This is a genomic window from Streptomyces luteoverticillatus (assembly GCF_003970715.1).
Classification (GTDB): domain Bacteria; phylum Actinomycetota; class Actinomycetes; order Streptomycetales; family Streptomycetaceae; genus Streptomyces; species Streptomyces abikoensis.
In genome coordinates this window covers 6,792,089-6,815,573 of record NZ_CP034587.1, presented here as the reverse complement: position 1 = coordinate 6,815,573, position 23,485 = coordinate 6,792,089, and the positions used below count along the sequence as shown (strand labels likewise).

24 protein-coding genes and 2 pseudogenes are annotated in these 23,485 nt (G+C 70.9%); 9 read left to right on the top strand and 17 right to left on the bottom strand.

Annotation, left to right across the window (positions count from 1 at the left end; translation table 11 throughout):
* Positions 1-274 precede the first annotated feature (274 nt).
* The 5 genes from EKH77_RS30270 (at position 275) to EKH77_RS33185 (ending at position 4,864) form a co-directional block, all read left to right on the top strand.
* Positions 275-982, top strand: coding sequence for an SMI1/KNR4 family protein (locus tag EKH77_RS30270; protein ID WP_126917414.1), 708 nt, complete (start codon positions 275-277; stop codon positions 980-982).
* A 134-nt stretch (positions 983-1,116) separates the two neighbouring features.
* Positions 1,117-2,327 (top strand): IS3 family transposase gene (locus EKH77_RS30265; protein WP_126917413.1). Its coding sequence is split into 2 segments (ribosomal slippage): positions 1,117-1,417 and positions 1,417-2,327, totalling 1,212 coding nucleotides; the frame shifts between segments, so codons are not numbered across the junction.
* Positions 2,328-2,743: 416 nt separating this feature from the next.
* A complete protein-coding gene (locus tag EKH77_RS30260) occupies positions 2,744-3,208 on the top strand; it encodes a peptidoglycan-binding domain-containing protein (RefSeq protein ID WP_240667612.1) in 465 nt (154 codons plus the stop codon).
* Positions 3,209-3,671: 463 nt separating this feature from the next.
* Positions 3,672-3,812 (top strand): hypothetical protein, encoded by a 141-nt coding sequence (locus tag EKH77_RS33190; protein WP_164737907.1) that lies wholly within the window; start codon positions 3,672-3,674, stop codon positions 3,810-3,812.
* A 707-nt stretch (positions 3,813-4,519) separates the two neighbouring features.
* Positions 4,520-4,864, top strand: coding sequence for a peptidase inhibitor family I36 protein (locus EKH77_RS33185; protein WP_164737906.1), 345 nt, complete (start codon positions 4,520-4,522; stop codon positions 4,862-4,864).
* A 252-nt stretch (positions 4,865-5,116) separates the two neighbouring features.
* Here the strand turns inward: EKH77_RS33185 and EKH77_RS34465 are convergent.
* From EKH77_RS34465 to EKH77_RS30210, 8 genes and pseudogenes are all read right to left on the bottom strand, one after another.
* Positions 5,117-5,549, bottom strand: a pseudogene (locus EKH77_RS34465) (carbonic anhydrase); the annotation flags it as partial.
* 206 nt (positions 5,550-5,755) lie between these two features.
* Positions 5,756-6,277, bottom strand: a complete 522-nt coding sequence (locus EKH77_RS30240; protein WP_126917412.1) for a GNAT family N-acetyltransferase — start codon at positions 6,275-6,277, stop codon at positions 5,756-5,758.
* 102 nt (positions 6,278-6,379) lie between these two features.
* On the bottom strand, positions 6,380-6,796 hold the full coding sequence (locus EKH77_RS30235) for an RNHCP domain-containing protein (RefSeq protein ID WP_126917411.1): 417 nt from the start codon (positions 6,794-6,796) through the stop codon (positions 6,380-6,382).
* A 27-nt stretch (positions 6,797-6,823) separates the two neighbouring features.
* Entirely contained in the window at positions 6,824-7,189 is a 366-nt protein-coding gene (locus EKH77_RS30230) for an RNHCP domain-containing protein (RefSeq protein WP_126917410.1), read from the bottom strand.
* 407 nt (positions 7,190-7,596) lie between these two features.
* Positions 7,597-8,205 (bottom strand): hemerythrin domain-containing protein, encoded by a 609-nt coding sequence (locus tag EKH77_RS30225; RefSeq protein WP_126917409.1) that lies wholly within the window; start codon positions 8,203-8,205, stop codon positions 7,597-7,599.
* Between the two features lie 57 nt (positions 8,206-8,262).
* A pseudogene (locus EKH77_RS34115) lies at positions 8,263-8,442 on the bottom strand (IS982 family transposase); the annotation flags it as partial.
* Positions 8,443-8,472: 30 nt separating this feature from the next.
* Positions 8,473-8,832 carry a nuclear transport factor 2 family protein gene (locus EKH77_RS30215; protein WP_126917408.1) on the bottom strand — a complete coding sequence of 120 codons (360 nt, stop codon included), beginning with the start codon at positions 8,830-8,832 and terminating at the stop codon, positions 8,473-8,475.
* 24 nt (positions 8,833-8,856) lie between these two features.
* Entirely contained in the window at positions 8,857-9,642 is a 786-nt protein-coding gene (locus EKH77_RS30210; protein ID WP_126917407.1) for an SDR family oxidoreductase, read from the bottom strand.
* Between the two features lie 138 nt (positions 9,643-9,780).
* On the opposite strand from EKH77_RS30210, the gene EKH77_RS30205 reads away from it, so the two are divergent.
* The gene (locus tag EKH77_RS30205; protein WP_206279956.1) at positions 9,781-10,308 is read left to right on the top strand and encodes a winged helix-turn-helix transcriptional regulator; all 528 of its coding nucleotides are present in this window, start codon (positions 9,781-9,783) and stop codon (positions 10,306-10,308) included.
* A gap of 50 nt (positions 10,309-10,358) precedes the next feature.
* Positions 10,359-10,577: a hypothetical protein gene (locus EKH77_RS30200; RefSeq protein WP_126917406.1), complete on the top strand. Its 219-nt coding sequence runs from the start codon at positions 10,359-10,361 to the stop codon at positions 10,575-10,577.
* 66 nt (positions 10,578-10,643) lie between these two features.
* Here the strand turns inward: EKH77_RS30200 and EKH77_RS30195 are convergent, their stop codons facing one another.
* Complete coding sequence (locus EKH77_RS30195) at positions 10,644-11,156, bottom strand: O-acetyl-ADP-ribose deacetylase (RefSeq protein WP_126917405.1); 513 nt, start codon at positions 11,154-11,156, stop codon at positions 10,644-10,646.
* A 283-nt stretch (positions 11,157-11,439) separates the two neighbouring features.
* Between EKH77_RS30195 and EKH77_RS30190 the strand changes: the two genes are divergently transcribed.
* Complete coding sequence (locus EKH77_RS30190) at positions 11,440-12,774, top strand: FtsW/RodA/SpoVE family cell cycle protein (protein ID WP_126918389.1); 1,335 nt, start codon at positions 11,440-11,442, stop codon at positions 12,772-12,774.
* A gap of 9 nt (positions 12,775-12,783) precedes the next feature.
* Here the strand turns inward: EKH77_RS30190 and EKH77_RS30185 are convergent, their stop codons facing one another.
* The 8 genes from EKH77_RS30185 to EKH77_RS30145 all read right to left on the bottom strand — a co-directional run bounded on the left by EKH77_RS30185 (position 12,784) and on the right by EKH77_RS30145 (position 21,605).
* Positions 12,784-13,455 carry a GntR family transcriptional regulator gene (locus EKH77_RS30185; protein WP_126917404.1) on the bottom strand — a complete coding sequence of 224 codons (672 nt, stop codon included), beginning with the start codon at positions 13,453-13,455 and terminating at the stop codon, positions 12,784-12,786.
* A 77-nt stretch (positions 13,456-13,532) separates the two neighbouring features.
* Complete coding sequence (locus EKH77_RS30180; protein WP_126917403.1) at positions 13,533-14,915, bottom strand: aldehyde dehydrogenase family protein; 1,383 nt, start codon at positions 14,913-14,915, stop codon at positions 13,533-13,535.
* Positions 14,912-15,916, bottom strand: a complete 1,005-nt coding sequence (locus EKH77_RS30175; RefSeq protein WP_126917402.1) for a proline racemase family protein — start codon at positions 15,914-15,916, stop codon at positions 14,912-14,914. Before EKH77_RS30175 ends, EKH77_RS30180 begins: the two co-directional genes overlap by 4 nt.
* A 10-nt stretch (positions 15,917-15,926) precedes the next feature.
* Positions 15,927-16,835 carry a dihydrodipicolinate synthase family protein gene (locus EKH77_RS30170; RefSeq protein ID WP_126917401.1) on the bottom strand — a complete coding sequence of 303 codons (909 nt, stop codon included), beginning with the start codon at positions 16,833-16,835 and terminating at the stop codon, positions 15,927-15,929.
* A gap of 19 nt (positions 16,836-16,854) precedes the next feature.
* Entirely contained in the window at positions 16,855-18,390 is a 1,536-nt protein-coding gene (locus tag EKH77_RS30165) for an NAD(P)/FAD-dependent oxidoreductase (RefSeq protein ID WP_126917400.1), read from the bottom strand.
* Positions 18,371-18,685: a (2Fe-2S)-binding protein gene (locus EKH77_RS30160; RefSeq protein ID WP_126917399.1), complete on the bottom strand. Its 315-nt coding sequence runs from the start codon at positions 18,683-18,685 to the stop codon at positions 18,371-18,373. Before EKH77_RS30160 ends, EKH77_RS30165 begins: the two co-directional genes overlap by 20 nt.
* Before the next feature lie 347 nt (positions 18,686-19,032).
* Positions 19,033-20,181: an NAD(P)/FAD-dependent oxidoreductase gene (locus EKH77_RS30150; protein ID WP_126917398.1), complete on the bottom strand. Its 1,149-nt coding sequence runs from the start codon at positions 20,179-20,181 to the stop codon at positions 19,033-19,035.
* Between the two features lie 50 nt (positions 20,182-20,231).
* Entirely contained in the window at positions 20,232-21,605 is a 1,374-nt protein-coding gene (locus tag EKH77_RS30145) for an aminopeptidase P family protein (RefSeq protein ID WP_126917397.1), read from the bottom strand.
* Positions 21,606-21,736: 131 nt separating this feature from the next.
* Here EKH77_RS30145 and EKH77_RS30140 point away from each other — a divergent pair, with 131 nt between their 5' ends.
* Positions 21,737-23,485 (top strand): ABC transporter substrate-binding protein, encoded by a 1,749-nt coding sequence (locus EKH77_RS30140; protein ID WP_126917396.1) that lies wholly within the window; start codon positions 21,737-21,739, stop codon positions 23,483-23,485.

Below are 23,485 nucleotides of genomic sequence, written 5' to 3'. Positions count from 1 at the left end.
GCCTTCCGCATGGGGAACGTACCGAGGAAGGCCCGGCAGGAACGAGCAGCCGACGAACAAGAGGAACCGCACGGACGGAGTCGCCAGCTGTCACAGCCGTCCAAACGTTTGAGGATAACACAAAGTGATATTTCGACCCGGCTCTGTGGTACTGATCGCTCCGCCTGCGTCGATGACACGACACAAGCGGAGATCCGTTTCCGACGCGCCCAGTACTCCAGCCAGTACTCCAGCCGTAGATCGTGATCGTTATCGCCGCGCTATCTTGCCGGGCATGCAGGCAGTGGACTGGGACGAGGTGCGGGAGCGGACCATCGCCCTCTACGCACGACGGGGAACGGACGCCGGCGGGCAAAGCGGTCTCCCGCCGGCCTTGAGCGAGACGCAGGTACGCCAGGCCGAGGAACAGTTCGGCGTGACGTTCCCCGACGACTATCGTCAGTACCTGCTTCGTGTCAGCGCCGGTGGCCGGGTGCGCACGCTGCGGTTCGACGGGTCACGCTGGGGCTGGGACGGCGCCCGGGACGCGGACCACGCGAAGCTGCATGTCCCCTTCCCCGATCACGACACGGCTCTCGCGGCGAGTGAAGATCTTTGCGAGAAGGAGCCGAAGCGGGAGGACCACGCCTCGGCCGCGGCGTACCAAGCTGATCACGACGCCTGGCAAGAGGCCGCCGACGCGGCCGAAGAGGCCCGGGCTTACGGGGCCGCCTTTCTCTGCGACGACGGCTGCGGCTTCTCCACGCTCCTGGTGACGAGCGGCCCCATGCGAGGGACCATGTGGTTCGACGGACGCGCGACCTGCGATCGTCTGAACCCGCTGCTGAACGATGCCCGCCGACCCGCGAGTTTCGCGGAGTGGTACCTCGACTGGCTCGCCCGCGAGGAGCCGCTGACGACCCCCGAACAACGCCACGCCGCCCACCGGAGCTGGCAGGCGGGAACGGACACGCCTATCTGGTTCCGCTGGTTCGACTCATAGGCCCGGGATTCCATCCGCCAGGCGCGATCTCGCACGCGGGGCCGGGGCGACCACTACACGGGCCCTGACCCCGGAGTTTGGACACCAGAGACACTTGGATCTTGATGGTCTGGGTGGTCAGGAGTCCCGTACAGATGGCAATGAAGCACTACCCCGCCGAGTTCAAGGCGGACGCGGTCGCGTTGTACCGGTCGAGGCCGGGAGCGACGATCAAGTCGGTCGCCGAGGACCTCGGGGTCAACACCGAGACGCTGCGCAACTGGATCCGGGCCGACGACGGACGACGCCCCGGTGCCCACTCCCCGACGCAGGCCGCCGCGCCGGCCCAGGTCCCGGAGCCGACGGAGGCTGAGCTCGCCGCCGCGCGCAAGAGGATCCGCGAGCTGGAGGAGGAGCGCGACATTCTGCGCAAGGCCGCCCGGTATTTCGCTGGGGAGACGCGCTGGTGAACCGCTTCCAGTTCGTTGACGATCACCGGCGCCGCTACGGCGTGAAGCGGCTGTGCACCATCCTCGGGATCGCCCGGTCCAGCTTCTGCTACTGGCGCAGGACCGTGCCCGCACGGGCCGCCCGGCAGGCAGCCGACGACCAGCTCGCGCGACGCATACGAGCCGTGCACACCGCCTCCGACGGCACCTACGGGGTCCCGCGCATCACCGCCGAACTCCACGACGACGGCGAGCGTGTGAACCACAAGAAGGTCGCCCGTGTCATGCGGACCATCGGGCTCGCCGGCCTGCGCCTGCGCAGGAAGTACCGCACCACGATCCCGGACCCGGCCGCCGTGAAGGCCGCCGACCTCATCGGACGTGACTTTACCGCCGAGCGGCCGAACATCAAGTACGTCGGCGACATCACCTACCTTCCTGTCAGCGGCGCGAAACCGCTCTGCCTGGCGACCGTCATCGACCTGTGCTCACGCCGTCTGGCGGGCTGGGCGATCGCCGACCACATGCGGGCCGAACTCGTCGTCGACGCCCTGGCGGCGGCCGAGCGGACCCGCGGCAGTATGGCCGGCGCCATCATGCACACCGGTCACGGCTCGCAATACACGAGTGCCGCGTTCGCCGACGCCTGCGCCAGGACGGGCGTGAGAAGGAGCATGAGCGCCGTCGGCAGCTCGGCGGGCAACGCCGCCGCGGAAAGCTGGAACGCGTCCATGAAGAGGGAAACCCTCAAGGGTGCAAAGGCATGGCCCACCGCTCGCCACGCACGGCTCTCGGCGTTCCGCTGGGCCAGCCGCTACAACACCCGACGCCGTCATTCCCGCCTCGGACAACGCTCCCCGATCACCTACGCGAACGCGTTCTTCGCACCCTCAACTACACTTCCCCAAGCCGCATAACCCCGTGTCCAAACTCCGGGGTCAGGGCCCTGGCACGGCCTAGCCCCACGCACGGACAAGCTTGCCAACCACTACCACGCTGCCCTCCACCTGGCCGCCTTGTTGATATGGACCAGGAAAGATCCACGGGACACCCCCTGGTCAATTTGGCGAGCGCGAAGCATGACACTGCGACGACAATTAGTCACGCGGTCCGAGCTCGTTGGATCGCCCCTACTTACCTCACCAGGCGTTCAAGTGGCTGGATTTCTCGAACGATGCCAGGGCAGGTGTGGCTATCGGTCAGGTTCTCGATGGGCCGGATTGATGGGCAACCCTCTGCACAGCACTCGTCCCGTCTGCAGGGTTCTGGTAAATCCCTCCCTGCATGCGCTCAACCCCGGGCAAAGGCCCAATCGGAAGAAGGGGGAACATTCATGCTCACACACGCAAAGGCCACTGTCGGCCTCACGGCCGCCGGCCTGGTCCTCGGTCCGACCGGCACTCTCGCTGGCGCAACCACAGCCACTGCCGCACCCGCCCAGCAGGTACACACCCAGACGGTCACCGTCCAGGCCGTCAACAACCTCGGCCTCAGCACCAGCGAAGGCAAGAGCGTACAGTGCTACGTCCGCGATGCCGGATTCGACCCCGGCACGATCGACGGCCGGCTCGGCACCAACAGCTGGATAGCCTGGCAGAATTTCCTCAACGACCGCGGATTCCCCGCTGGAACCGCCGACGGCATCGTCGGCCCCAAGACCATCAGCGGCCTCCAGAGCTTCCTCGTTAAGCTTGGCTACGACACCGGCGGCGTCGACGGTGTCGCCGGACCCAAGACCAGGGACGCCTGGAAGAAGTTCTCCCACCTCGGTCAGGGCGGAGACGGAAGCTGGTGCTGACCACCCGTCGCGGCACCCACCTGTCCTGATCAACTCCGACCAGAACCTCACCCTGGCTTCGAACCCCCACCCCGACCTGTACCTCCGGAAACTCTGAGACCACCCTCTCTTGAGAACGACGCGAGGGCGTGGTCTCAGAGATAGAAGCGCGGGGCCAAGATCGAGCACCGAGCAGCACGGCCTCCGCCGAACGCCGCGCTTCTACGAACGGGCCGGCTATCGAGCCGACGATACGGCTCAAGACGACGTCGACGACGAGATCACTCTCACTGAGCTCCGCTACCAGCGCGTGCTCTGATTTCAGCGACGATTTGCGCATCCTGGTCAGTTCGAAGACCGCTGTCCCTTGTCCCAGCGGTCGATGCGGAGTTCGCACCTCGGGTGATGCGCCTGGTCATGGCTCAGCGGTCGGCTCGCCGGCCCCAGCCCCGCTGTGGCCGGGCGGCCTTCTACGATCCAGTGCATGGATCCCGAGCTGCTGGACCGGATCACCGCGCGGTGCGCGGAACTGGACGAACTCGAAGAACAGTTCGCCAAACAGTTGACCGAGATACGGCCGAGCGAGATGAACTCGCCATCGCCGAGCGGGTCCTTGAGCGGATGATCCAACGGCTCGCCGACGAACGCGCTCGGCCATGCCGAAGCCCGGGCAGGTGGGCGGGCAGGCGGTGATGCTGATCCCGCACCGCACACCGGACGTGGAGGAGAGCGTGCTCCCCGGCCGAGTCACGCCCGCCACCACATGAGCACGAGGAGATCCGCCCGACAGCCGGGCGCCACGAGTACCTGAAGCATGCCCTGGCATGGCGTTCCAGCAGGCATGTGCCACCACACGGCAGCCCGGAGCCGTGCACGACGGTCCACGGACGGTGCCGTGCTTGTCCGCGTACCACTCGATGGTCTGCCTGACCCGGGCAGGACGTTCCCGAACCACTGTCTGTCGAACCAGTGGAAGAAGATCAAGAAGGCCGGCGAGGTGGACATCCCCGACGGCATAGTCATCTACAGCTTCCGCCACTTCTTCGCCCGAACTGCCTCACCCACGGCATCCCGATCACCGACGTCGCCGAACGGATGGGACACCGAAGCCTGGACATCACCTTCAAAATCTTCAGAGGCCAACCACGCCGCCGCAGCGGCACAGCTCCCGGCCGACCCCGATGGGGCGCACATGCGAGCACGCGAGCCGTAGGCGCACCCTTGTGCGCCCATTCACTGGTATGGCTGAATTCCATCGCTTGGGGTGACACTTCGAGCCCCGGGACACCCACAGGCGTTCTCCCGGCTCCCCACTCCAAGGAGGTACTGGTCATGCGCTCTATACGATGTCGCCTCGCTGGTGTCACCGCGGCCACCGTTCTCGCGGCCGGCGCGATGGTGACGATGGCCGCTCCAGCCCACGCCTTCACCTGCCCCGCCAACAGGGTGTGCGACTTCAGCCACTCGTTCTACGGGGACGCCGCCGAGGTCGACAACCCCGCCACCGATCAGTGCGTGACGACGAACTTCCGCGCGCACTCGACGGAGAACAACACCACCCACAACCTGGTGCTGTTCCTGGACAAGAACTGCACCGTGCCCAGCGGCGTTCAGGTCCAGCCGCTGTCCAACATGCCGGTGGACAACTACTTCTCGTACCGCGCCGACACCTTGTGACCCGAGCGCGCTGACGGTGCGGATTCACGGGGCAAAGAAGCATCGTGAAGCCGGCCAGTGAATACCTCGTCCGAGGGATCTCGAAGCTTAGGCCACGGGTCTAGGGTCATCTCTCGCAGACCTCCCTACGACGAGGAAGCCCGTCCCCATGATTGCGGGCCCTTGCTCCTCCCCGGACATGGGCCCGCAATGCTGATCAGGTCTCGTGAATGCGGGTGAAGATCTCGTCCAGCCGCGTGATGTCCTGTGGCATCAGCCCGGGTCCAGCGAGTCGTGCAGGGCCGGGTGGCGGCGCGCCGGGTTGGTGAGCGTCGGTACGAGGGCTCCGATGTCGTCGGTGGCCGGTTCGCCCCCGGTGACCTCCACCACTGCGGCGCGCCCGGCGTCCACCGCCTCCGCGAGGACGTGGGAGTGGTCCAGCAGCAGGTCGACGGTGCCGTATGTGTTCGGCAATGAAGTCCTGGTCTTCTGCCCCCCCCAGCGGCGCGGACGGCCAGCACGCTGGGCGTCACCCGTCCGATCACGTCCTGTACGTAGCCGCCGGCCGTCGTGCCGTCCTGAACGGCGGAGCGGGTTGCCGCGACCGCGCCGCACGCGTCGTGGCCGAGCACCACGACCAGAGGCGCCCCAGCACCTCCGGTCCCATGACGTGCCCGGCGGTGCGCACAGCGAACAGATCGCCCAGCGCTGGGTGATCGAGTGTGCCTTCGCTTCCATCAGCGTCTGCTCGTTCCGGCCTGCGGCCTCATGTGCCTACGTCGCTTGCGAAACTCGTCCCGAAAGATCACTGCCAAGTGCCGGACGGTTTTCCAAGCTGATGGCGCGGGTTCGATTCCCGTCATGCGCTATGGCGAAGCCCCAGGTCAGCGACCTGGGGCTTCGCCGCTTCGGCTATTGCGGCTGGTAGGCGCTGACGGCGTCGGCCATCGGTTTGCCGAAGGTCATGTCACCGGACGGGATCGGGCGGGCGTCGAGGGAGAGGACCATCTTGGCCTCGTCGGGGCCAGCGCTGAGGGTGCAGGTGACCCCGTGTGCGTCGGCGCGTTCGAAGCCGAACCGCGGGTAGTAGGCGGGGTGTCCGAGGACGGTGACGGTGTGTTCGCCCAGGGCCCGGGCGGCGTCGAGGCCCGCGCGGATGAGGGTGCTGCCGACGCCGGTGCCCTGACGGGCGGGGTCGACGGAGACCGGGGCGAGGGTCAGCGACGGGGTATCACCGATGGCGGCGCGGGTGAACAGGATGTGCGCGATGACGGTTCCGGTCTCGTCCTCGGCGACGAGGGAGAGTTCGGGGATCCAGCAGGCGTCGGCGCGCAGGGCGTCCACGAGGTCGGCGTCCTCGGAGGAGCCGAAGGCAGCGGTGATCACCTCGCGCACGCGGTCGATGTCGTGCGGGGTCTCGGTCCTGATCTTCACTGTCGGGGTTTCCTTTTCTATGGCGATGGAGTCGTGGTCGGGGTGGTGGTGTGGGCGGGGCGCGGCTGCGGGTGAACCCTGCCCGCGGCCGCCGAGGCCGGGTCACAGGGTGAGCAGGGCGCGGCCGGCGGCCTTGGGGTCGGCGAGGGGTCTGAGGGCGAGGCGGACCAGGGCGAGCGGGTTGTCGTCGCCGGCGATGCGGTTGGCACTGAGCTCGCCGCAGGTCGCGCATTGGTGGATGATCATCCACTCGCCGTCGGTGCGGACGGACATGCCCAGTGCCTCCATCCGGCCGCGGCAGTCCGCGTCGCGGTCGCCGGGGATCTTCCGGTCGACGTGCAGGCTGGCCAGGCAGTTGGGGCAGTGGTTGCGGTGCGCGGTGCCGGGGGCGTCCAGGGACACGTCGAGGCGGCAGGAGGCGCACCGGAAGTCGTTGGCCCGGTGGCCGCCCTGGGTGTGCAGGACGTCCTTGTGCCGCTGCGGGCGGCGGTGCTGACGACGGTTGTTGTTGCGTGACATGGCCGTGTTCCTTTCCTTCTCGGGCGGTCAGAGGGTTCCGAACGCTTCGAGCGGGAAAGGAGGTTGGGCCAGCGGGCGGACCGCCATGCGCATCAGGATGAGCTGGTTGTCGTCCGCGCAGACCGGGTTGGAGGTGAGCTCGTCGCAGCGCACGCAGCGGTGGATCACCATCCAGTCACCGGTGCGGAGCACGGCGATGGCGATCGGGGACATCCGGCCCTCGCAGTCGCTCGGGCCGCCCTCGACGTGGTCGAGGACGTGCCGGGAGCGCAGGCAGGACGGGCAGTGGTTGCGCGGCACGCCGTCGGCGGCGTACGCGGACACGGTCAGACCGCACCACGCGCAGGCGAAGGTGCTGAGGTTGAGAGTGTTGTTGGTGGTGTGGCTGGACACCCGGGTGCTCCTTGCTGGGAAGTCGGTCAAGACAGCAAGAGCAGGCCGAGTGGCCTCGTCAGAGAGCAGCCCGATGACGCCGTGGGACGGCGGGCAGGCAGGTCAGAGCACCGGAGGACACGTCCGGCAGCGGCCCGGAGAGTCGGGCAGCGGAAGGCTGCGGACGGTTACGCGGTACGGCGAGGCGCACTCGGCGCGGGCCGGGACATCAAACACCTTTTTCCAGGGCACACAGGCCCAGAACGAATCAGAACGACCGGCTCAGGCTAGCAGGGCACCTTCTGTAGCCGTCAACGCATTATTCAACGTACCCCGCCCCTGAGGAGATCAACGTCCCTGAAAAGTCATACCGCCAGGATGTCGCTGCCTGATGGCGTGTGGCGGCATCCCAGCGGCTCCCAAGGGGCTCAGGCCAGGTAAACGCTCTCGGTGGCGAGGAACTCCTCGCGTTCCTCGGGCGAGGCGTCCTCCAGGATGGCGCCCAGGGCGATCATCAGCCGGTCGCGGGGCGTCTCGGCGAGGCCGCGCTCCCCCACCGCGTGCCACTGCTCCGCGCTCACGTGGAGCGCGACCAGCGGCATCACCTCCCGCTCCTCCTCGTCGAGGTGGGCGCACAGCTGCCGGTGGTGCGTGCGCAGCGCCTCGGCGAGCTCGTCGCGGTCCTCGAGCAGGGCTCGGACCTGCCACCGGTCCATGAGCCGCTGGACCTCGGCGATCCCTTCGGTGAGCGCGTGGTGCTGCGCCTCCATCGCCAGGACCTGTTCGGCATCGAGGTCCAGGTGGGGCAGCAGCACCGGCCACAGCATCTCGTCCTCGCCGGTGTGATGGGTGTGCAGGCCGACGGAGTACAGCCGCCAGTGCTCGGCGAGGATCCGGGAGCGGGCGGTGTCGGCGGGGCGGACCTCCTGGACGAGTTCGGCCAGCAGGCGCGACTCGCGGCGGAACACCTGGTGGATCATCGCCATCTCGCGGGTGTAGGGGTGGACGGTGGTGTCGGAAGGGTTGCTCGCGTTCATGACTCCCAGTCTTCGGAGCCCGGTTGCACGCCACTTGCAGCCGACTTGCCACGCGTACCCGCCCGGTGTGCAGAGCAGATGCAGCCGCAGACCCCGGAAGAAGCGGGAGCGGGAAGGGCAGTAGCCGTATCCGGCCCAGCCGGCCGGCTTCGAGCGCTTGGCTGTGGGCCGTGAGCGGGCGCACTCGACGGGTGTGGAGTCCACAACCCGCACATCGTCGTGCCACGGGTCGGTGTCCCGGCGTCCTGGCGGGACGCGACGGCGTGCTCAGGGCTCGATGACCAGACGTTCGACCAGGTTGTCGCGGAGGGCGAACCGATAGCGCAGGTCGACGCTGCCCCCGGGGAAGTCGCCTTCGAGGTGGTGTGTGGCGACGTAGTGGGTCGGATCGATCTGCTGCGCCTCGGTGAGCTCGATGGTGTAGGTGAATTCAGTGGCGGAGCGGTTCAGCCACTGTTCGATCGCAGGAGCACCCTGGTACGTCCTGCCCTCGTCGATCACGGTGGCATCGCCGGTGAAGGCGGTGACCGCGGTCGCGGTGTCGTGGTCTTGGTGGGCCTTCAGGTAGCGGGTGATCGCCTGGGGCAGGTCGCCCGGGGTGACGGTGCGGGGCTGATGGCTCATCATGACGGTCCTCTTGGCCGTGGGGGCTCAGACGGTGGGGGTCGTGCCGCCATCGATGACGTGTTCGGCGCCGACGATGGCCGAGGCGCGGTCGGAGACGAGGAAGGCGACGAGTTCAGCGACCTCCTCCGGTCGGTTGGGGCGGCCGAGGGGAATGCCGCCGAGCGAGTCCATGAGCCGGTCCAGGGCGGCTTCCTGGGTGACACCGGCCTCCTGGGCGATCCGCGCGACCAGGTTGTCGGCCGCGGCGGTCCGGATGAAGCCCGGTGAGACGGCGTTGACGCGAACGCCGTGCGGGGCGACCTCGTTGGCCAGACCCTTGCTGTAGGTGGTCAGTGCCGCTTTTGCCGCGGCGTAGGCCAGGGTGCCGTTCCACAGCGGCATGCGGCGCTGGATCGAGGTGACATGCAGGATCACGCCCCTGCCGCTCGTGATCATGCCGGGCAGAAGGCCGCGGTCCAGGCGGACCGCGGCCAGCAGGTTGACGTTGAGTTCGCGGGCCCAGTCCACCTCGCCGAGCGCCGAGAATCCACCGGCCGGAGCCTCGGAGCCGCCGAGGGTGTGGACCAGGATGTCGACACCTCCCAGGCGTGCCTCCGCTTCGGCGGTCACCTGGTCGGCACCTTCGGCGGTCGACAGGTCGGCAGCGATGAAGGTCTTTTCCTCGACCTCCTCGGGGCGGCTGCGGGCGGTGACGAGCACGTCGGCGCCGGCCTCGGCGAGCCGTCGGGCGATGGCGGCCCCGGTGCCCTTGGTGCCGCCGGTGACAAGGGCACGGCGGCCTTCGAGCGATTCGCTGACGGGGCTGGTCATCGTGTCTCCCGATACCTGGTGTGCGTGTACGGCGCGACGCCCGAGCTGCTAAACCGGAACTGCTAAAATACCCGAGCTGCTAAACCGGAACTGCTAAAATAGAAGCCACTAACTTCGATTTTAGCAGCAACCGAGGGGATGGCCACCTTGGCGAGCCGCGTCAGGCTGGAGGACCGGGAGTGCCCGCTGTCCACGACGGTGGAGCATGTCGGTGAGTGGTGGACGCTGCTGATCCTCCACGACGCCTTCGACGGCTACACCCGCTTCGATCAGTTCCAGGAGAACCTGGGCATCTCCTCGAGCATGCTCACGGTCCGCTTGAAGACCCTCGTGACGGACGGATTGCTGGAGCGTCGGCCCTATCGGACCAACCCGGTCCGCCACGAGTACGTGCTGACCGAACTCGGGCGCTCCCTGCGCCCGGTGATCGTTGCCCTGGCCGCGTGGGGCAATGCCCGGCTGGAGCCGCACGAACGCAGCATGATTCTCGTCGACGCGGAAAGCGGGGAGGAGGTCGAGCCCGTAGTCGTCGACGCCGGCACCGGCCGCCGACTCGACGACAGCCATGCATACGTCTTCGCAGCGGGCCCTGCAGCCAGCGACGCCATGCGCAGCCGCTACGGCCACCGGCGGCCGGGCCCAGTGGCCCCGACGGCGGGTACGTAGGCGGGCCACGGCCAAGGACAGCTCGGCCGGTACCCGAGCACGCCGACGCCGTGACCGCCACCATCACTGGATCCGGCACCTACACCGCCGAGGCTCTGTTCAGCCTCTATGGCGATGCCGTCCGCCCCGGCCCGGCACCCGCCGCAGACACCGAGCTCCGCGCCGCCAAGCCCCTGGTCCGCAACCACGACGGCGTCCGCGAACGCCCTGCACGAGGCATCCCGAACCGGCCCGACGGGAGACCGTATCCCCGCCCGAGGGCGCGGTGATCAGGGCCATCTCCAAGCGCGCCGGGGCTCAGGCCGGGCAGACGCTCTTGGTGAAGAGCAGGTCAGTCACCTCACCTGCGCGGCAAATGCCTCGTACGCACGCTCGTCGAAGAGGACGAAGCAGACCTCCTCCACCCGCGTCTCCGTCTGCCGCACCGTCTCCACCGCGATGCGCGCCGCGTCCTCCATCGGCCAGCGGTAGACGCCCGTGGAGATCGCCGGGAAGGCGACCGTCTTCGCGCCCAGCTCGTCCGCGACCCGCAGGGACTCCCGGTAGCAGGACGCCAGCAGAGATTCGTCACCGCCGTGGGAAATCCGAAACACCGGGCCCACCGTGTGGATGACCCACCGTGCCGGCAGGCGGCCCGCCGGGGTGGCGACCGCCTGGCCCGTGGGGAGGCCCTTGCCGTAGTGGGCGGCGCGGAGGGCTCGGCAGGCGGTGAGGATGTCGGGGCCGCCCTTGCGGTGGATGGCGCCGTCGACGCCGCTGCCTCCGAGGAGGGAGGAGTTCGCCGCGTTCACGATGGCGTCGACGTGCTGCTCGGTGATGTCGCCCTGGACACAGGTGATGGTGGTCATGACACCGTATTCAGCCACATTATCCGGGTACGGGGCAGTCCTGCCTGCGGTTTTACGCAGCGATCGGTGAGATCCGCCCGTTCGGGAAGGGGAAAGCGGGCAACCTGTCACCGGGCCCGTGCCTCCTTCTGTTGTGTGCGGCCGCACCGTCACGCACGAGCGAGGCGCGGGCTTCATCGACTTCATCGCGTACGGCACGCGGGAAAACGAGGGATACATGGGCGTGGGAGGAAGGGTGACGTCCCGGGCGGGGGTGGGGCGGGGGCGTGGGGCCGAGCTGCTGATGCTGGGTTTCGCGGTGCTGCTCACCGTGCTCGGTTACGCCTCCGTGGGGCTGGCCATCGATGGCCGGGTGCCCGAGGCGCTGCCGTGGTACGCCCTCGGGCTGTCGGCGGCCGCCGCGGTCGCGCACGCCGTGGTGCGGGGGTTCGCGCCGTACGCGGATCCGCTGATCCTGCCGATCGCCATCGGGCTGAGCGGGCTGGGGCTGGTCCTGATCCACCGTCTGGACATCTCGTACGCCCTGCGCTGGCACTCCGAGCCGTTCGAGCGGAACCAGCTGATGTGGAGCGGCATCGGTCTCGCCGTCTGTCTGGGGATCGTGGCGCTGCTCAAGGACCACCGGCTGCTCCAGCGGTACACCTACATCATGGTGTTCGCGGCGCTGGTGATGCTGATGGCCCCGGCGTTCTTCGGCGCGGACGCCTACGGCGCCAAGCGGTGGATCAAGCTGGGCGCGCTGTCGTTCCAGCCGGGCGAGTTCGTCAAGATCGCCATCGCGGTGTTCTTCGCCGGGTACCTGACCGTGCACAAGGACGCCCTGGCGCTGGCCGGCCGGCGGGTGATGGGCTTCCAGCTGCCGCGCGGGCGGCAGTTCGGGCCGATCGCCGGGGTGTGGGTGCTGAGCCTGCTGGTCCTGATCTTCGAGCGGGACCTCGGCACGTCGCTCATCTTCTTCGGGCTCTTCGTGATCATGCTCTATGTGGCCACCGAACGCACCAGCTGGGTGGTGACCGGGCTGCTGATGTTCGCTGTCGGAGCGGTCGTGGTGGCGTCCTTCGAGCCGCACGTCCACGGCCGTGTCGCCGCCTGGCTCCACCCGATGGACTACTACAAGGTGCCCCGGCCACCCGGGGTCGTCTCCGACCAGGCCGCGCAGGCCCTGTTCAGCTTCGGCAGCGGCGGCGTCCTGGGCACCGGGCTGGGGCGGGGGCACTCCGACCTCATCAAGTTCGCCGGGCGCAGCGACTTCATCCTCACCACGGTCGGCGAGGAGCTCGGGCTCGTCGGCATGACGGCCCTGTTCCTGCTGTTCGCGCTGCTGATCGAGCGCGGTCTGCGGACCGCGCTCGACGCCCGCGACCCCTTCGGGAAGCTGCTGGCCACGGGGCTGTCGGGGGCGCTGGCGCTTCAGGTGTTCGTGGTCTCCGGAGGCGTCATGGGCCTCATCCCGCTCACCGGCAAGGCGCTTCCCTTCCTCGCCTCCGGCGGCTCCTCGCAAGTCGCCACGTGGATACTCATTGCACTGCTGCTCAAGATCAGCGATTCCGCCCGTCGGCCCGACCCCGGGCCTGCGGCCGGGGTGGACGAACAAGCCACTCAGTTGATCCGGCAGTAGCTGTCCACATCACGCCTCGCCGTCCTTCGCCCACAGCGAGCGGACGTGCCCCAGGTGGCGCGTCATGCACGCCTCGGCGCCCTCGGCGTCCCCCGCCAGCATCACGTCGAGGAGCTCCAGGTGCTCCTCCGCCGAGTGGATCAGCTCGCCACGCTCGTCCAGAGCGTCCAGGCCGTAGAGGCGCGAGCGCTTGCGGAGGTCGCTGACCGTCTCGACGAGGCGCTCGTTCCCGGACAGGGTCAGCAGCGCGAGGTGGAACTGACGGTCGGCCTCCAGATAGCCGATGAGGTCGTGGTCGCGCGCGGCGCGCACGATCTCCTCGGCGACCGGGCGGAGCGCCTCGAGGTCCTCGCGGGCGGCGGTGCGCGTGATCCGGCCGACCGTGGGGACCTCGATCAGCGTGCGGATCTCGGTGTACTGGTCCAGGTCCCGCTCGTTGACCTCGGTCACCCGGAAGCCCTTGTTGCGGACCGGCTCGACGAGGCCCTCGCGGGCCAGGTCGAGCATGGCCTCCCGCACGGGCGTGGCGGAGACGCCGAAGTCCTCCGCGAGCCCCGGCGCGGAGTAGACCTGGCCGGGGCGGAGTTCGCCGGAGATCAGGGCGGCCCGCAGGGCATGGGCCACCTGGTCGCGCAGCCGCTCGGTGGCGGTGATGAGGTTGCGCTGCTTGAGGTGCCCCATGGTGTCCGACTCCCTTTTGTACGCGGACGCGGTCTGGTGTGTACCCGGACGCGGTCTGGACCATCCAGCGTACAATGTCACATTGCGTGACCGGGCGCCAGGGTGTACGTACGGCTCGACGTGTAGAACTCCAGCGCCGCGCGGCCCTGTTCGCGCGGGCCGTGGCCGGATGCCTTCGCGCCGCCGAAGGGCAGGTGGAAGTCGACTCCGGTGGACGGGGCGTTGACGCGGATCATGCCGGTGTCCAGGCGGTCCAGAGCGTGCAGCGCCGCGTCGAGGTCCGCGGTGTGGACCGAGGTGACCAGCCCCTGCGCGACGGAGTTCGCCATCCGTACGGCTTCCGCCGTGTCCCGCGCCGACAGCAGGGCCGCGATCGGGCCGAACACCTCCTCGCTCAGCAACCGGTGACCCTCCGGCACCTTTTCGACGAGCGTGGGGGCCGCGTACCAGCCCGGGCCCGCAAACGAGGGACCCGACGCGACCGCATACAGGCCCTCCCGGGCCCGCTCGAAGCGGTCACGCGCCTGCTCGGAGATCAGCGGTCCGCACACGGTGGCCGGGTCCGCCGGATCGCCGACAGCGAGCGTCCTCAGCGCTTCGGCCAGGGCCCCGCGCAGAGGCTCCTGGGCGGCGCCGACGGCGATCACCCGGCTGGTCGCGGTGCACTTCTGGCCCGCGTACCCGGCGATCGCGGCGGCGATGTGGGCGGCGGCCGTCTCGATGTCGGCGTCGGGCAGGACGATCGCCGCGTTGAGGCCGCCCATCTCGGCCTGGACGGGGACGCCACGGGCGGTGGCGGCGCGGACGACCGCGTCCCCGACGGCGGTGGAGCCTGTGAAGGAGACGACGTCGGCGGTGGCGACCAGGGCGCCGCCCTCGTCGGCGCCGCCGGGGGCGAGGGTGAACACCCCGTCCGGCAGCGCGTCCGTAAGGATCTCAGCCAGGCGGCGGGCGCACGCGGTGGCCTCGGGGGCGGGCTTGAGGACGACGGTGTTGCCCATCGCCAGCGCCGGGGCGGCCTTCCAGCTCGGAATGGCGAGAGGGAAGTTCCAGGGAGTGATCAGGCCGGCGACACCGTGCGGGCGGCGGCGGGTGAGCAGCAGCCCGGAACCGGCTGCCGCCTCGTGGACGGTTCCGGTGGGCTCGTAGGGGGCCTGGGCGTAGTACCGCCAGATCGCGGCGGTGCGGGCCACCTCGGCCCGCGCCTCGGCGATCGGCTTGCCCACCTCCCGTACGGCGAGCGCGGCCAGTTCCCCGGCGGCGGCCTCGACGGCGGCGGCGACGGCGGTGAGCGCCGAGGAACGGGCGGCGGCGCCGGACGCCGCCCAGCCCGGCTGGGCGGCGCGGGCCCGCTCCACGGCGGCGGCCACGGCGGGCGCGCCGGCCGCCGGGAACTCGCCGAGGACGTCGGAGGGGTCGGCCGGGTTGCGGGAGACGAAGGACGTCGAGGACGTCGTCATAGCAGGAAGCCTCCGGGGAAGGGGTCGTCCGGGTCGAGGAAGTACTGGGCGGTGCCGGTGATCCAGGCGCGGCCGGTGATGGTGGGGACGACCGCCGGCAGCCCGCCGACCTCGGTCTCCCCCACCAGGCGGCCGGTGAAGCGGGTGCCGATGAAGGACTCGTTGACGAAGTCCCGGCCGACGGGCAGCAGCCCCCGGGCGTGCAGCTGCGCCATCCGGGCGGAGGTTCCGGTGCCGCAGGGCGAGCGGTCGAACCAGCCCGGGTGGATGGCCATCGCGTGCCGCGAGTGTTGGGCGTCCGAACCGGGGGCGGCGAGGTAGACGTGCTTGAGGCCGCTGATCTCGGGGCGCTCGGGGTGGACGGGCCGGTCCGGGGAGGCGTTGACGGCGTCCATGATCGCGAGGCCCGCGGCCAGCAGGTCGTCCTTGCGCGCGCGGTCGAAGGGGAGCCCCAGCGCGTCGAGTTCGACGAAGGCGTAGAAGTTGCCGCCGAAGGCCAGGTCGTAGGTCACCGCGCCGTATCCGGGCACCTCGGCCTTGCGGTCGAGGCCGAGGCAGAAGGAGGGCACGTTGGTGAGCGTGGCGGACCTGGCCGCGCCGTCCTCGACCCGTACGTCGACGGCGATCAGGCCGGCCGGGGTGTCGAGCCGTACGGTGGTGACGGGCTCGACGACCGGCACCATGCCCGTCTCGACGAGCACGGTGGCGACCCCGATCGTGCCGTGCCCGCACATCGGCAGCACGCCGGAGACCTCGATGTACAACACACCGTAGTCGGCGTCGGGCCGGGTGGCCGGCTGCAGGATCGCCCCGCTCATCGAGGCGTGGCCGCGCGGCTCGTACATCAGCAGGGTGCGCAGGTGGTCCAGGTGCTCGATGAAGTGCAGCCGGCGCTCGGCCATGGTGTCGCCGGGAATCACCCCGACGCCGCCGGTGATGACGCGGGTGGGCATGCCCTCGGTGTGCGAGTCGACGGCGTGGAAGACGTGACGGGTACGCACGGACGTCCTTTCAGCAGTGGCCGTCGGCGACGGCCTTCTCGGTGGCGGCCCGGACCTGCGCCTCGGCCTCCCCGGTGAGGGGGAAGCGCGGCGGCCGCGTGGGGCCGCCGTGGCGTCCGGCGATGTCCATGGAGAGCTTGATGGCCTGCACGAACTCGGTCTTCGAGTCCCAGCGCAGCAGCGGGTGGAGGGACTTGTACAGCGGCAGGGCCGTGGTCAGGTCACCGGCGACCGCTGCGCGGTAGAGCTCGGCGCAGGCGGCGGGGAAGGCGTTGGGGTAGCCGGCGATCCAGCCGACGGCCCCGGCGACGGCGAGCTCGAGCAGGACGTCGTCGGCGCCGATGAGCAGGTCGAGTTCGGGGGCGAGCTCGGCGAGCTCGTAGGCGCGCCGGACGTCGCCGGAGAACTCCTTGACCGCCACGATGTGACCGTCGGCGTGCAGCCGGGCGAGCAGGGCGGGGGTGAGGTCGACCTTGGTGTCGATGGGGTTGTTGTAGGCGACGACCGGTATGCCGGCCCGGGCGACCTCGGCGTAGTGGGCGCGTACGGCGTCCTCGTCGGCGCGGTAGGCGTTGGGGGGCAGCAGCAGGACGGAGCCGCAGCCGGCCTCGGCGGCCTGCTCGGCCCACCGGCGGGACTCGGCGGCGCCGTAGGCCGCGACGCCGGGCATCACGCGCGCGCCGTCGCCGGCCGCCTCGACGGCGGTGCGCACGACGCGGGCGCGCTCGTCGGCGGTGAGGGTCTGGTATTCGCCGAGGGAGCCGTTGGGGACGACGCCATCGCAGCCGTTGTCGAGGAGCCAGCGGACGTGCTCGGCGTAGGCGTCGTGGTCGACGGAGAGGTCGTCGCGCAGCGGGAGCGCTGTGGCGACCATGATGCCGCGCCAGGGGCGGACGGGGGTCCAGGAGTTGACGGTCATGGTGCGGGCCTTTCTGTCATCAGCCGGTGGGTGGGTGGTGCGGCCCGGACTCGGGTGCGAGGCCGGGTGCGAGGCCGGGTGCGAGGCCGGGGTCAGGGCCGGGTTCGGGTTCGGGTCGGGAGGCGAGGGCCCCTAGCGAGACGGGTACGGCCAGTGGTCTGCGTTCGGCGGACGGCGGCACGATCCCCTCCGCCACGCCGCCGTCCGCCGTGCCTTCCGCCGCCAGACAGGCGACGGCCGCCCCGCACATCCGCCCCTGGCACCAGCCCATGCCGGCGCGGGTGAGGAGCTTGACGGTGCGGGCGTCATGGGCGCCGAGGTCGCGCGCCGCTTCGCGGACGCGGCCGGCGGTGACCTCTTCGCAGCGGCAGACGTCGGTGTCGTCGGTGAGCCACCGCGTCCAGCCGGGGCCGGGGGCGTGGGCGGCGGCCATGGCCTCGGCGAAGGCCCGCATCCTGGCGCGGTCGCGGCGCAGGCCGCGCAGCCGTCCACCGGTGTGCGGGGGCCGGCCGACGAGCCGGGCGGCGATGGCGAGACCGGCCAGTTCGCCCTCGGTGCGGGCCAGCGCCCAGCCGCCGATGCCGCCGGGCTCGCCGGCGGCCCAGAGGCCGGGTACGGAGGTGCGCTGCAGGTCGTCGAGGTCGAGTGCGGTGGTGCCGTCGGGGGTGCGCCGGGTGGCGCAGCCGAGGGTGGTGGCGAGTTCGATCTGGGGTACGAGCCCGTGGCCGACGGCCAGGGCGTCGCAAGCGATGCGGCGCCCGGTTCCGGGCACGGGCCGCCAGTGGCGGTCGGTACGGGCGACGGTGACGGCCTCGACGCGGTCGGTGCCGTGCACCTGGGTGACGACACTGCGGGTGCGCACCGGTACGCGGTGGCGCAGCAGTGCCGAGCCGTGGACGGCCGCTTCGAGGAGCTTGTGGGGGTTGGTGGCGAGGGCGCGGGGCCGGCGGGCGTAGCCGAGGTAGCCGGAGGCCTCGACGACGGCGGGCACCCGGGCGCCGGCGGTGGCGAGCGAGGAGGCGACGGCGAGCAGCAGGGGGCCGCTACCGGCGACGACGACGCGCTTGCCGGGCAGGACGAGTCCGGCCTTCAGCATGGCTTGGGCTCCGCCGGCGCCCACGACGCCGGGCAGGGTCCAGCCGGGGAAGGGCAGTTGCCGCTCGTAGGCGCCGGTGGCGAGCAGGACGGCGCGGGCCCGTACGGTCACCGGTTCGTCCGCTTCGCCGTCGGTGCCGGTGAGGGCGTGCACGGTCCAGCGGTCCTCGGCCTCCCTGGTCACGGTCCACACGTGGTGGCCGGGCAGGTGTCTCACGCCGCTCGCGGCGAGGCGTGCGCGCAGGGCGGCATAGGCGGGCCAGTCGTGGTGGAGGGCCTGCGGCCGGCCGGTGCCGAGGGCGGGGGCGGGGTGGCGGAAATACTGGCCGCCGGTGTGCGCGGCGGAGTCCAGCAGGGCGACGGACAGCCCGGCCTCGTTCGCGGTGACGGCACCGGCGAGGCCGGCAGGGCCGGCGCCGATGACGGCGAGGTCGAAGGCCTCAGACGGCGAGGTCGGCACGGCCGTGTCCCTCCTGGGTGGTGACGCGGTCGCCGGGTCGGGCGGGTACGAGGCAGGCGCGTCGGTTGGGGCGGCCGTTGACGGTGGCGAGGCAGTCGAAGCACTGGCCGATGCCGCAGAAGGCGCCGCGCGGGCGGCCGCCGTCGCGGGTGGTGCGCCAGGCGAGGATGCCGGCCGCCCAGAGCGCGGCGGCGATGCTCTGGCCGGGCAGGGCGGGGACGTCACGGCCGTCGAAGGTGATCGCGAACGGCGGACCGGGCTCCGCCCCGGCCAGTTCGACGGGCGTACGGGCCACTGCGGGCCTCCTTTCGGGGGTGGATGAGCGGGGGAACGGAGCCCTGCCCTGGACGGGCGGGCGTGGGACGGGCAGACCCGGCACGGGACGGTGAGCGGGCTTCGGGCGACGGGCGGCCGACCCGGCACGGGATGGTGACCGGACTTCGGACCTTGGGCTTCGGGCTTCGGGCGGCGGATGGCGGGCTTCGGACGGCGGTCGGCGGGATGCGACGGACGACGGTCGGCGGACGGTGGGCTTTGGGCGGCAGGCGGCGGGATGCGACGGGCGGCTTCGGGCGGCGGTCGGGCGGAATCGCGCGGCGCGCGGCGGTCGGCACGTGATGGCGCGCGAGCGGCGCGGTCGGGTCAGGATCCGGGCATGAAGCGACCGGGGTCGAACGGTCCGGTGTCGAGCGGTGGTTCGGCGTCCGTCAGGAGCCGGGCGAGGATCAGCCCGGTGGCCGGGGCGAGGCCGATGCCGGCGCCCTCGTGGCCGCAGGCGTGCAGCAGTCCGGGTACGCGCGGGTCGGCGCCGATCGCGGGCAGGTGGTCGGGCAGGTACGGGCGGAATCCCGCGTACGTCCGCATCGCCCGTATCCCGGCCAGGACCGGGAAAAGGGCGGTGGCCTGCGCCGCGAGGCGGCGCAGCGCCTCCACCGACAGGGTGCGGTCGAAGCCGACGCGCTCACGGCTGGCGCCGATGAGGACGGGTCCGGAGGGGGTGCCCTCGACGACGGCCGAGGTCTGGAGGGCGGCGGAGCCGCTGGCGACGTCGGCGACGTAGTCGGCGGCGTAGACCTTGTGCCGTACGACGCGCGGCAGGGGTTCGGTGACGAGGACGAAGCCGCGGCGGGGCATGACGGGCAGGTGGGACCCGGCGAGGCGGGCGAGTTCGCCGCCCCAGGTGCCGGTGGCGTTCACGACGCGCGGGGCGCGCACCGTGCCGGCCCGGGTGCGGACGCCCCGCACCCCGCCGTCCGGCCCGGTGAGGATCGCGGTGACCTCCTCACCGGTGCGCACCCGCGCACCCGACGCGCGCAGCAGGTGGGCGGCGGCGAGGGCGGGCTGGACCTGGGCGTCCTGGGGGTAGTGGAAGCCGCCGGCGAGGCCGGGGGCCAGGTGCGGCTCCAGGTCGGCCAGGCGGTCCGCCGGTATCTCGTGGGCGGTGACGCCGACCGTCGCCTGCGCGGCGGCGAAGTCCCGCAGCGCTTTCATGCCGGCGTCGGCGGAGGCGACGACCAGGCCGCCCTTGGGCTCGTACTCGACCCGCTCCGGGAGCCGGTCGGCCAGCTCGTGCCACAGGCCGGTGGAGAGCAGGGCGAGTTCGAGTTCGGGGCCGGGCTCCTTGTCGGAGACCAGGAGGTTGCCCTCACCGGCCCCCGTGGTCCCGCCCGCGACGGGACCACGGTCGAGCACGGTGACGGAGAGGCCGTGGCGGGCGGCGTAGTAGGCGCAGGCCGCGCCGACCACGCCCGCTCCGACGACGATGACGTCCGGTGAGTCGCTCGTGAACACGGCAGTAATATTTCACATTGCACTAGCCGCTGCCAAGACTTGACGAGCGATCAGCCCTCGAGCAACTCCCCCATCCAGGCTTCGATCGCGTCCGGAGTGCGCGGCAGCGCCCCCGACATCAGCCGCGCCCCTTCGGCCGTGATCACCAGGTCGTCCTCGATCCGCACCCCGATCCCGCGCAGCTCGGGCGGCAGCGTCTCGTCGTCGGGCTGGAGGTAGAGCCCGGGTTCGACGGTGAGCACCTGCCCCTCCTCCAGGACGCCGTCGAGATAGGCGTCGGCCCGGGCCTGGGCGCAGTCGTGGACGTCCAGGCCGAGCATATGGCCGCTGCTGCAGAGGGTGTAGCGGCGGTGGAAGTCGCCCTCGGCATCGGCCAGGACGCCCCACTCGGCGAGGCCCTCCGCGATGACCCGCATGCCGGCCCGGTGGAAGTCGCGGAAGCTCGCGCCCGGCTTGAGGGCGGCGATACCCGCCTCCTGGGAGGCGAGGACCAGCTCGTACACCTGGCGCTGGACGGGCGAGAAGCGGCCGGAGAGCGGCAGGGTGCGGGTGATGTCGGCGGTGTAGAGAGTGTCCGTCTCCACTCCGGCGTCCAGCAGGAGCAGTTCATCGGGGTTCAGTGGTCCGTCGTTGCGTATCCAGTGCAGGACGCAGGCGTGGGCTCCGGAGGCGGCGATGGTCTCGTAGCCGGTGCCGTTGCCCTCGGCGCGGGCGCGCAGCCCGAAGACCCCTTCGATCCACCGCTCGCCGCGGGGGTGGGCGAGGGCGCGCGGCAGCGCCCGGACGACGTCCTCGAACCCGGCGGCGGTGTGGTCCACGGCCAGCTGGAGCTGCTCGACCTCCCAGGCGTCCTTGACCAGGCGCAGCTCGCTGAGGACGGAGGCGAGTTCGGCGTCGGTGGACGCGTCGCGGCCGGGCGGCAGCGAGCCGAGGGCCGTGCAGCGGATGCCGGTCATGCGCTCGGCCTCGGCCAGGTCGGGGCGTCGGCCGACCCAGAACTCGCCGTAGCGGCGGTCCCGGTAGAACTCCTCGCCGACGCGCGGCGAGCGGGGCCGCAGGTGGAGGACCGCCTCGTGGCCGCGGGGGCCGTCCGGCTCCATGACGAGGACGTGGCCCGCCTGTTCCTCGCCGGTCAGCCCGGTGAGCCAGGCGTACGCGCTGTGCGGGCGGAAGCGGTGGTCGCAGTCGTTGGAGCGGACCGTGAGCTCCCCGGCGGGGACGAGCAGCCGCTCGCCGGGGAAGCGCGCGGAGAGCTTCGCCCGGCGGGCGGCGGCGAGGTCCGCCACGGGCAGCCGGATGTCGCCGGGCAGCGGGGTGGCCGCCCAGCCGCCGGCCATGAAGCGCTCGAACTCCGGAGTGATGGGCAGGTCGTGACTTACCGTCCGGAGCGCGGTGGCCGCCGATTCGTTCGCCGGTTCGTTCATGGGACTCCTCCTCGGACACAGGTGGGTAACGGAGCAGCTGATCCCTTGTCAGTGCAATTTCACATTACTATGTTACGGGTCACATTTCAGCCAGCAGTTCGGCTGTTCGACTGTTCACGGAGTGACCACTGATGAACAAGCGCACCCGTACGGCTCTCGCCGCCCTGGCGGCCTCCCTCGCGCTCGGCGCGTCCGGCTGTTCCGGCGGACACCGGGCGGGCGGAGGCGGCGGGGACGGCACCGGGCACCCCGCCGCGGCCAAGGAGGGCACCGTGGTCGGCGGCACGCCGCGGAAGGGCGGCACCCTCACCGTCCTCTCCAACCAGGACTTCTCCCACCTCGACCCGGCCCGCAACTGGGTCATGAACGCGATGGACTTCGGGACCCGGCTGCTCTACCGCACCCTGGTGACCTACAAGGCCGCCCCCGGCGTCCACGGCAACGAGCTGGTGCCCGACCTCGCCACCGACCTCGGCACACCCTCGAACGGCGCCAGGACCTGGACGTTCCACCTCAAGCAGGGGGTGAAGTACGAGGACGGGACACCCGTCACCGCGCAGGACGTCAAATACAACGTCGAGCGGTCCTTCTCCCCCGACCTGCCCGGCGGCGCCGACTACGCCGCCCGCTACCTCGCCGGCGCCGACGGCTACCAGGGCCCCGCCCAGGGCAGGCACCTGGACTCGGTGAAGACCCCCGACGACCACACCATCGTCTTCGAACTGCGCAAGCCCTTCGCCGAGTTCCCCAACGCCACCGCGATGCCCACCTTCGCGCCCGTACCACGGGCGCGGGACAAGGGCCCGCAGTACGACAACCGGCCGTTCTCCTCCGGCCCCTACAAGATCGATACGTACGCGCGGGGCAAGAAGCTGGTCCTGGTCCGCAACGAGCACTGGGACCCCGGGACGGACGAGGTGCGCAAGGCCTACCCGGACCGGCTGGTCATGGTGATGGGGCTCAAGGCGAACCAGATCGACGACCGGATGATCGCCGACCAGGGCCCCGACGCCTCCGCCGTCCCCTGGTACGCGCTGCGGCCGGAGAGCGCGGTCAAGGTGCTGCCCCACGCGGCGGTGCGCGAGCGGCTCGTGGCCGAGTCCACCAGCTGCACCGACATGGTCCAGATGCACACCGGCCGCGCGCCCTTCGACAACGTGAAGGTACGTCAGGCCGTGCGCTACGCCCTCGACCGGGACGCCGTCCTGACCGCGTCCGGCGGCCCCGCCTTCAACGACCTGTCGACCGCGTACATGCCGGCCGCGCTCTTCGGCGGCACCCAGCCCGACACGCTGAAGGTCCCCGCCGAGGGCAACACGGCGAAGGCCAGGCAACTGCTGAAGGAGGCCGGCAAGCCGGACGGCTTCTCGACCAGCATCACGGTCTCGTCCGGCGACAAGGGCCGGGCCGAGGCGATACAGCAGTCCCTCGCCCGGGCCGGCATCAAGGTCACCATCGAGACGGTCGACCCCTCCGCGTTCTACGCCACCATCGGCGACACCAGGAACCGCACCGACATGGTGTACACGGGCTGGTGCCCCGACTACCCCTCCGGCTCCACCTTCCTGCCCTTCGTCTTCGACGCCCGCTACATCAAGGAGAAGGGCAACTCCGGCAACCACTCGCTCTTCCGCGACGACGCGACCATGAAGCGGATGGACGAGATCGCCGCCATGACCGACACCCGGCAGGCGGCCGAGGCCTGGCAGCGGCTGGACGGCGCCATCCTCGCCAAGGCCCCGGCCGTGCCGGTGCTGGTCCGCCGCTACCCCCTGGTCGTCGGCGGCAACGTCGCCGGCGCCTACGGGCAGACCTCCTTCGGCGGCCAGCTCGACTACGCGACGGTCGGTCTCAAGGACCCCGCCAAGAGCAAGGGCTGA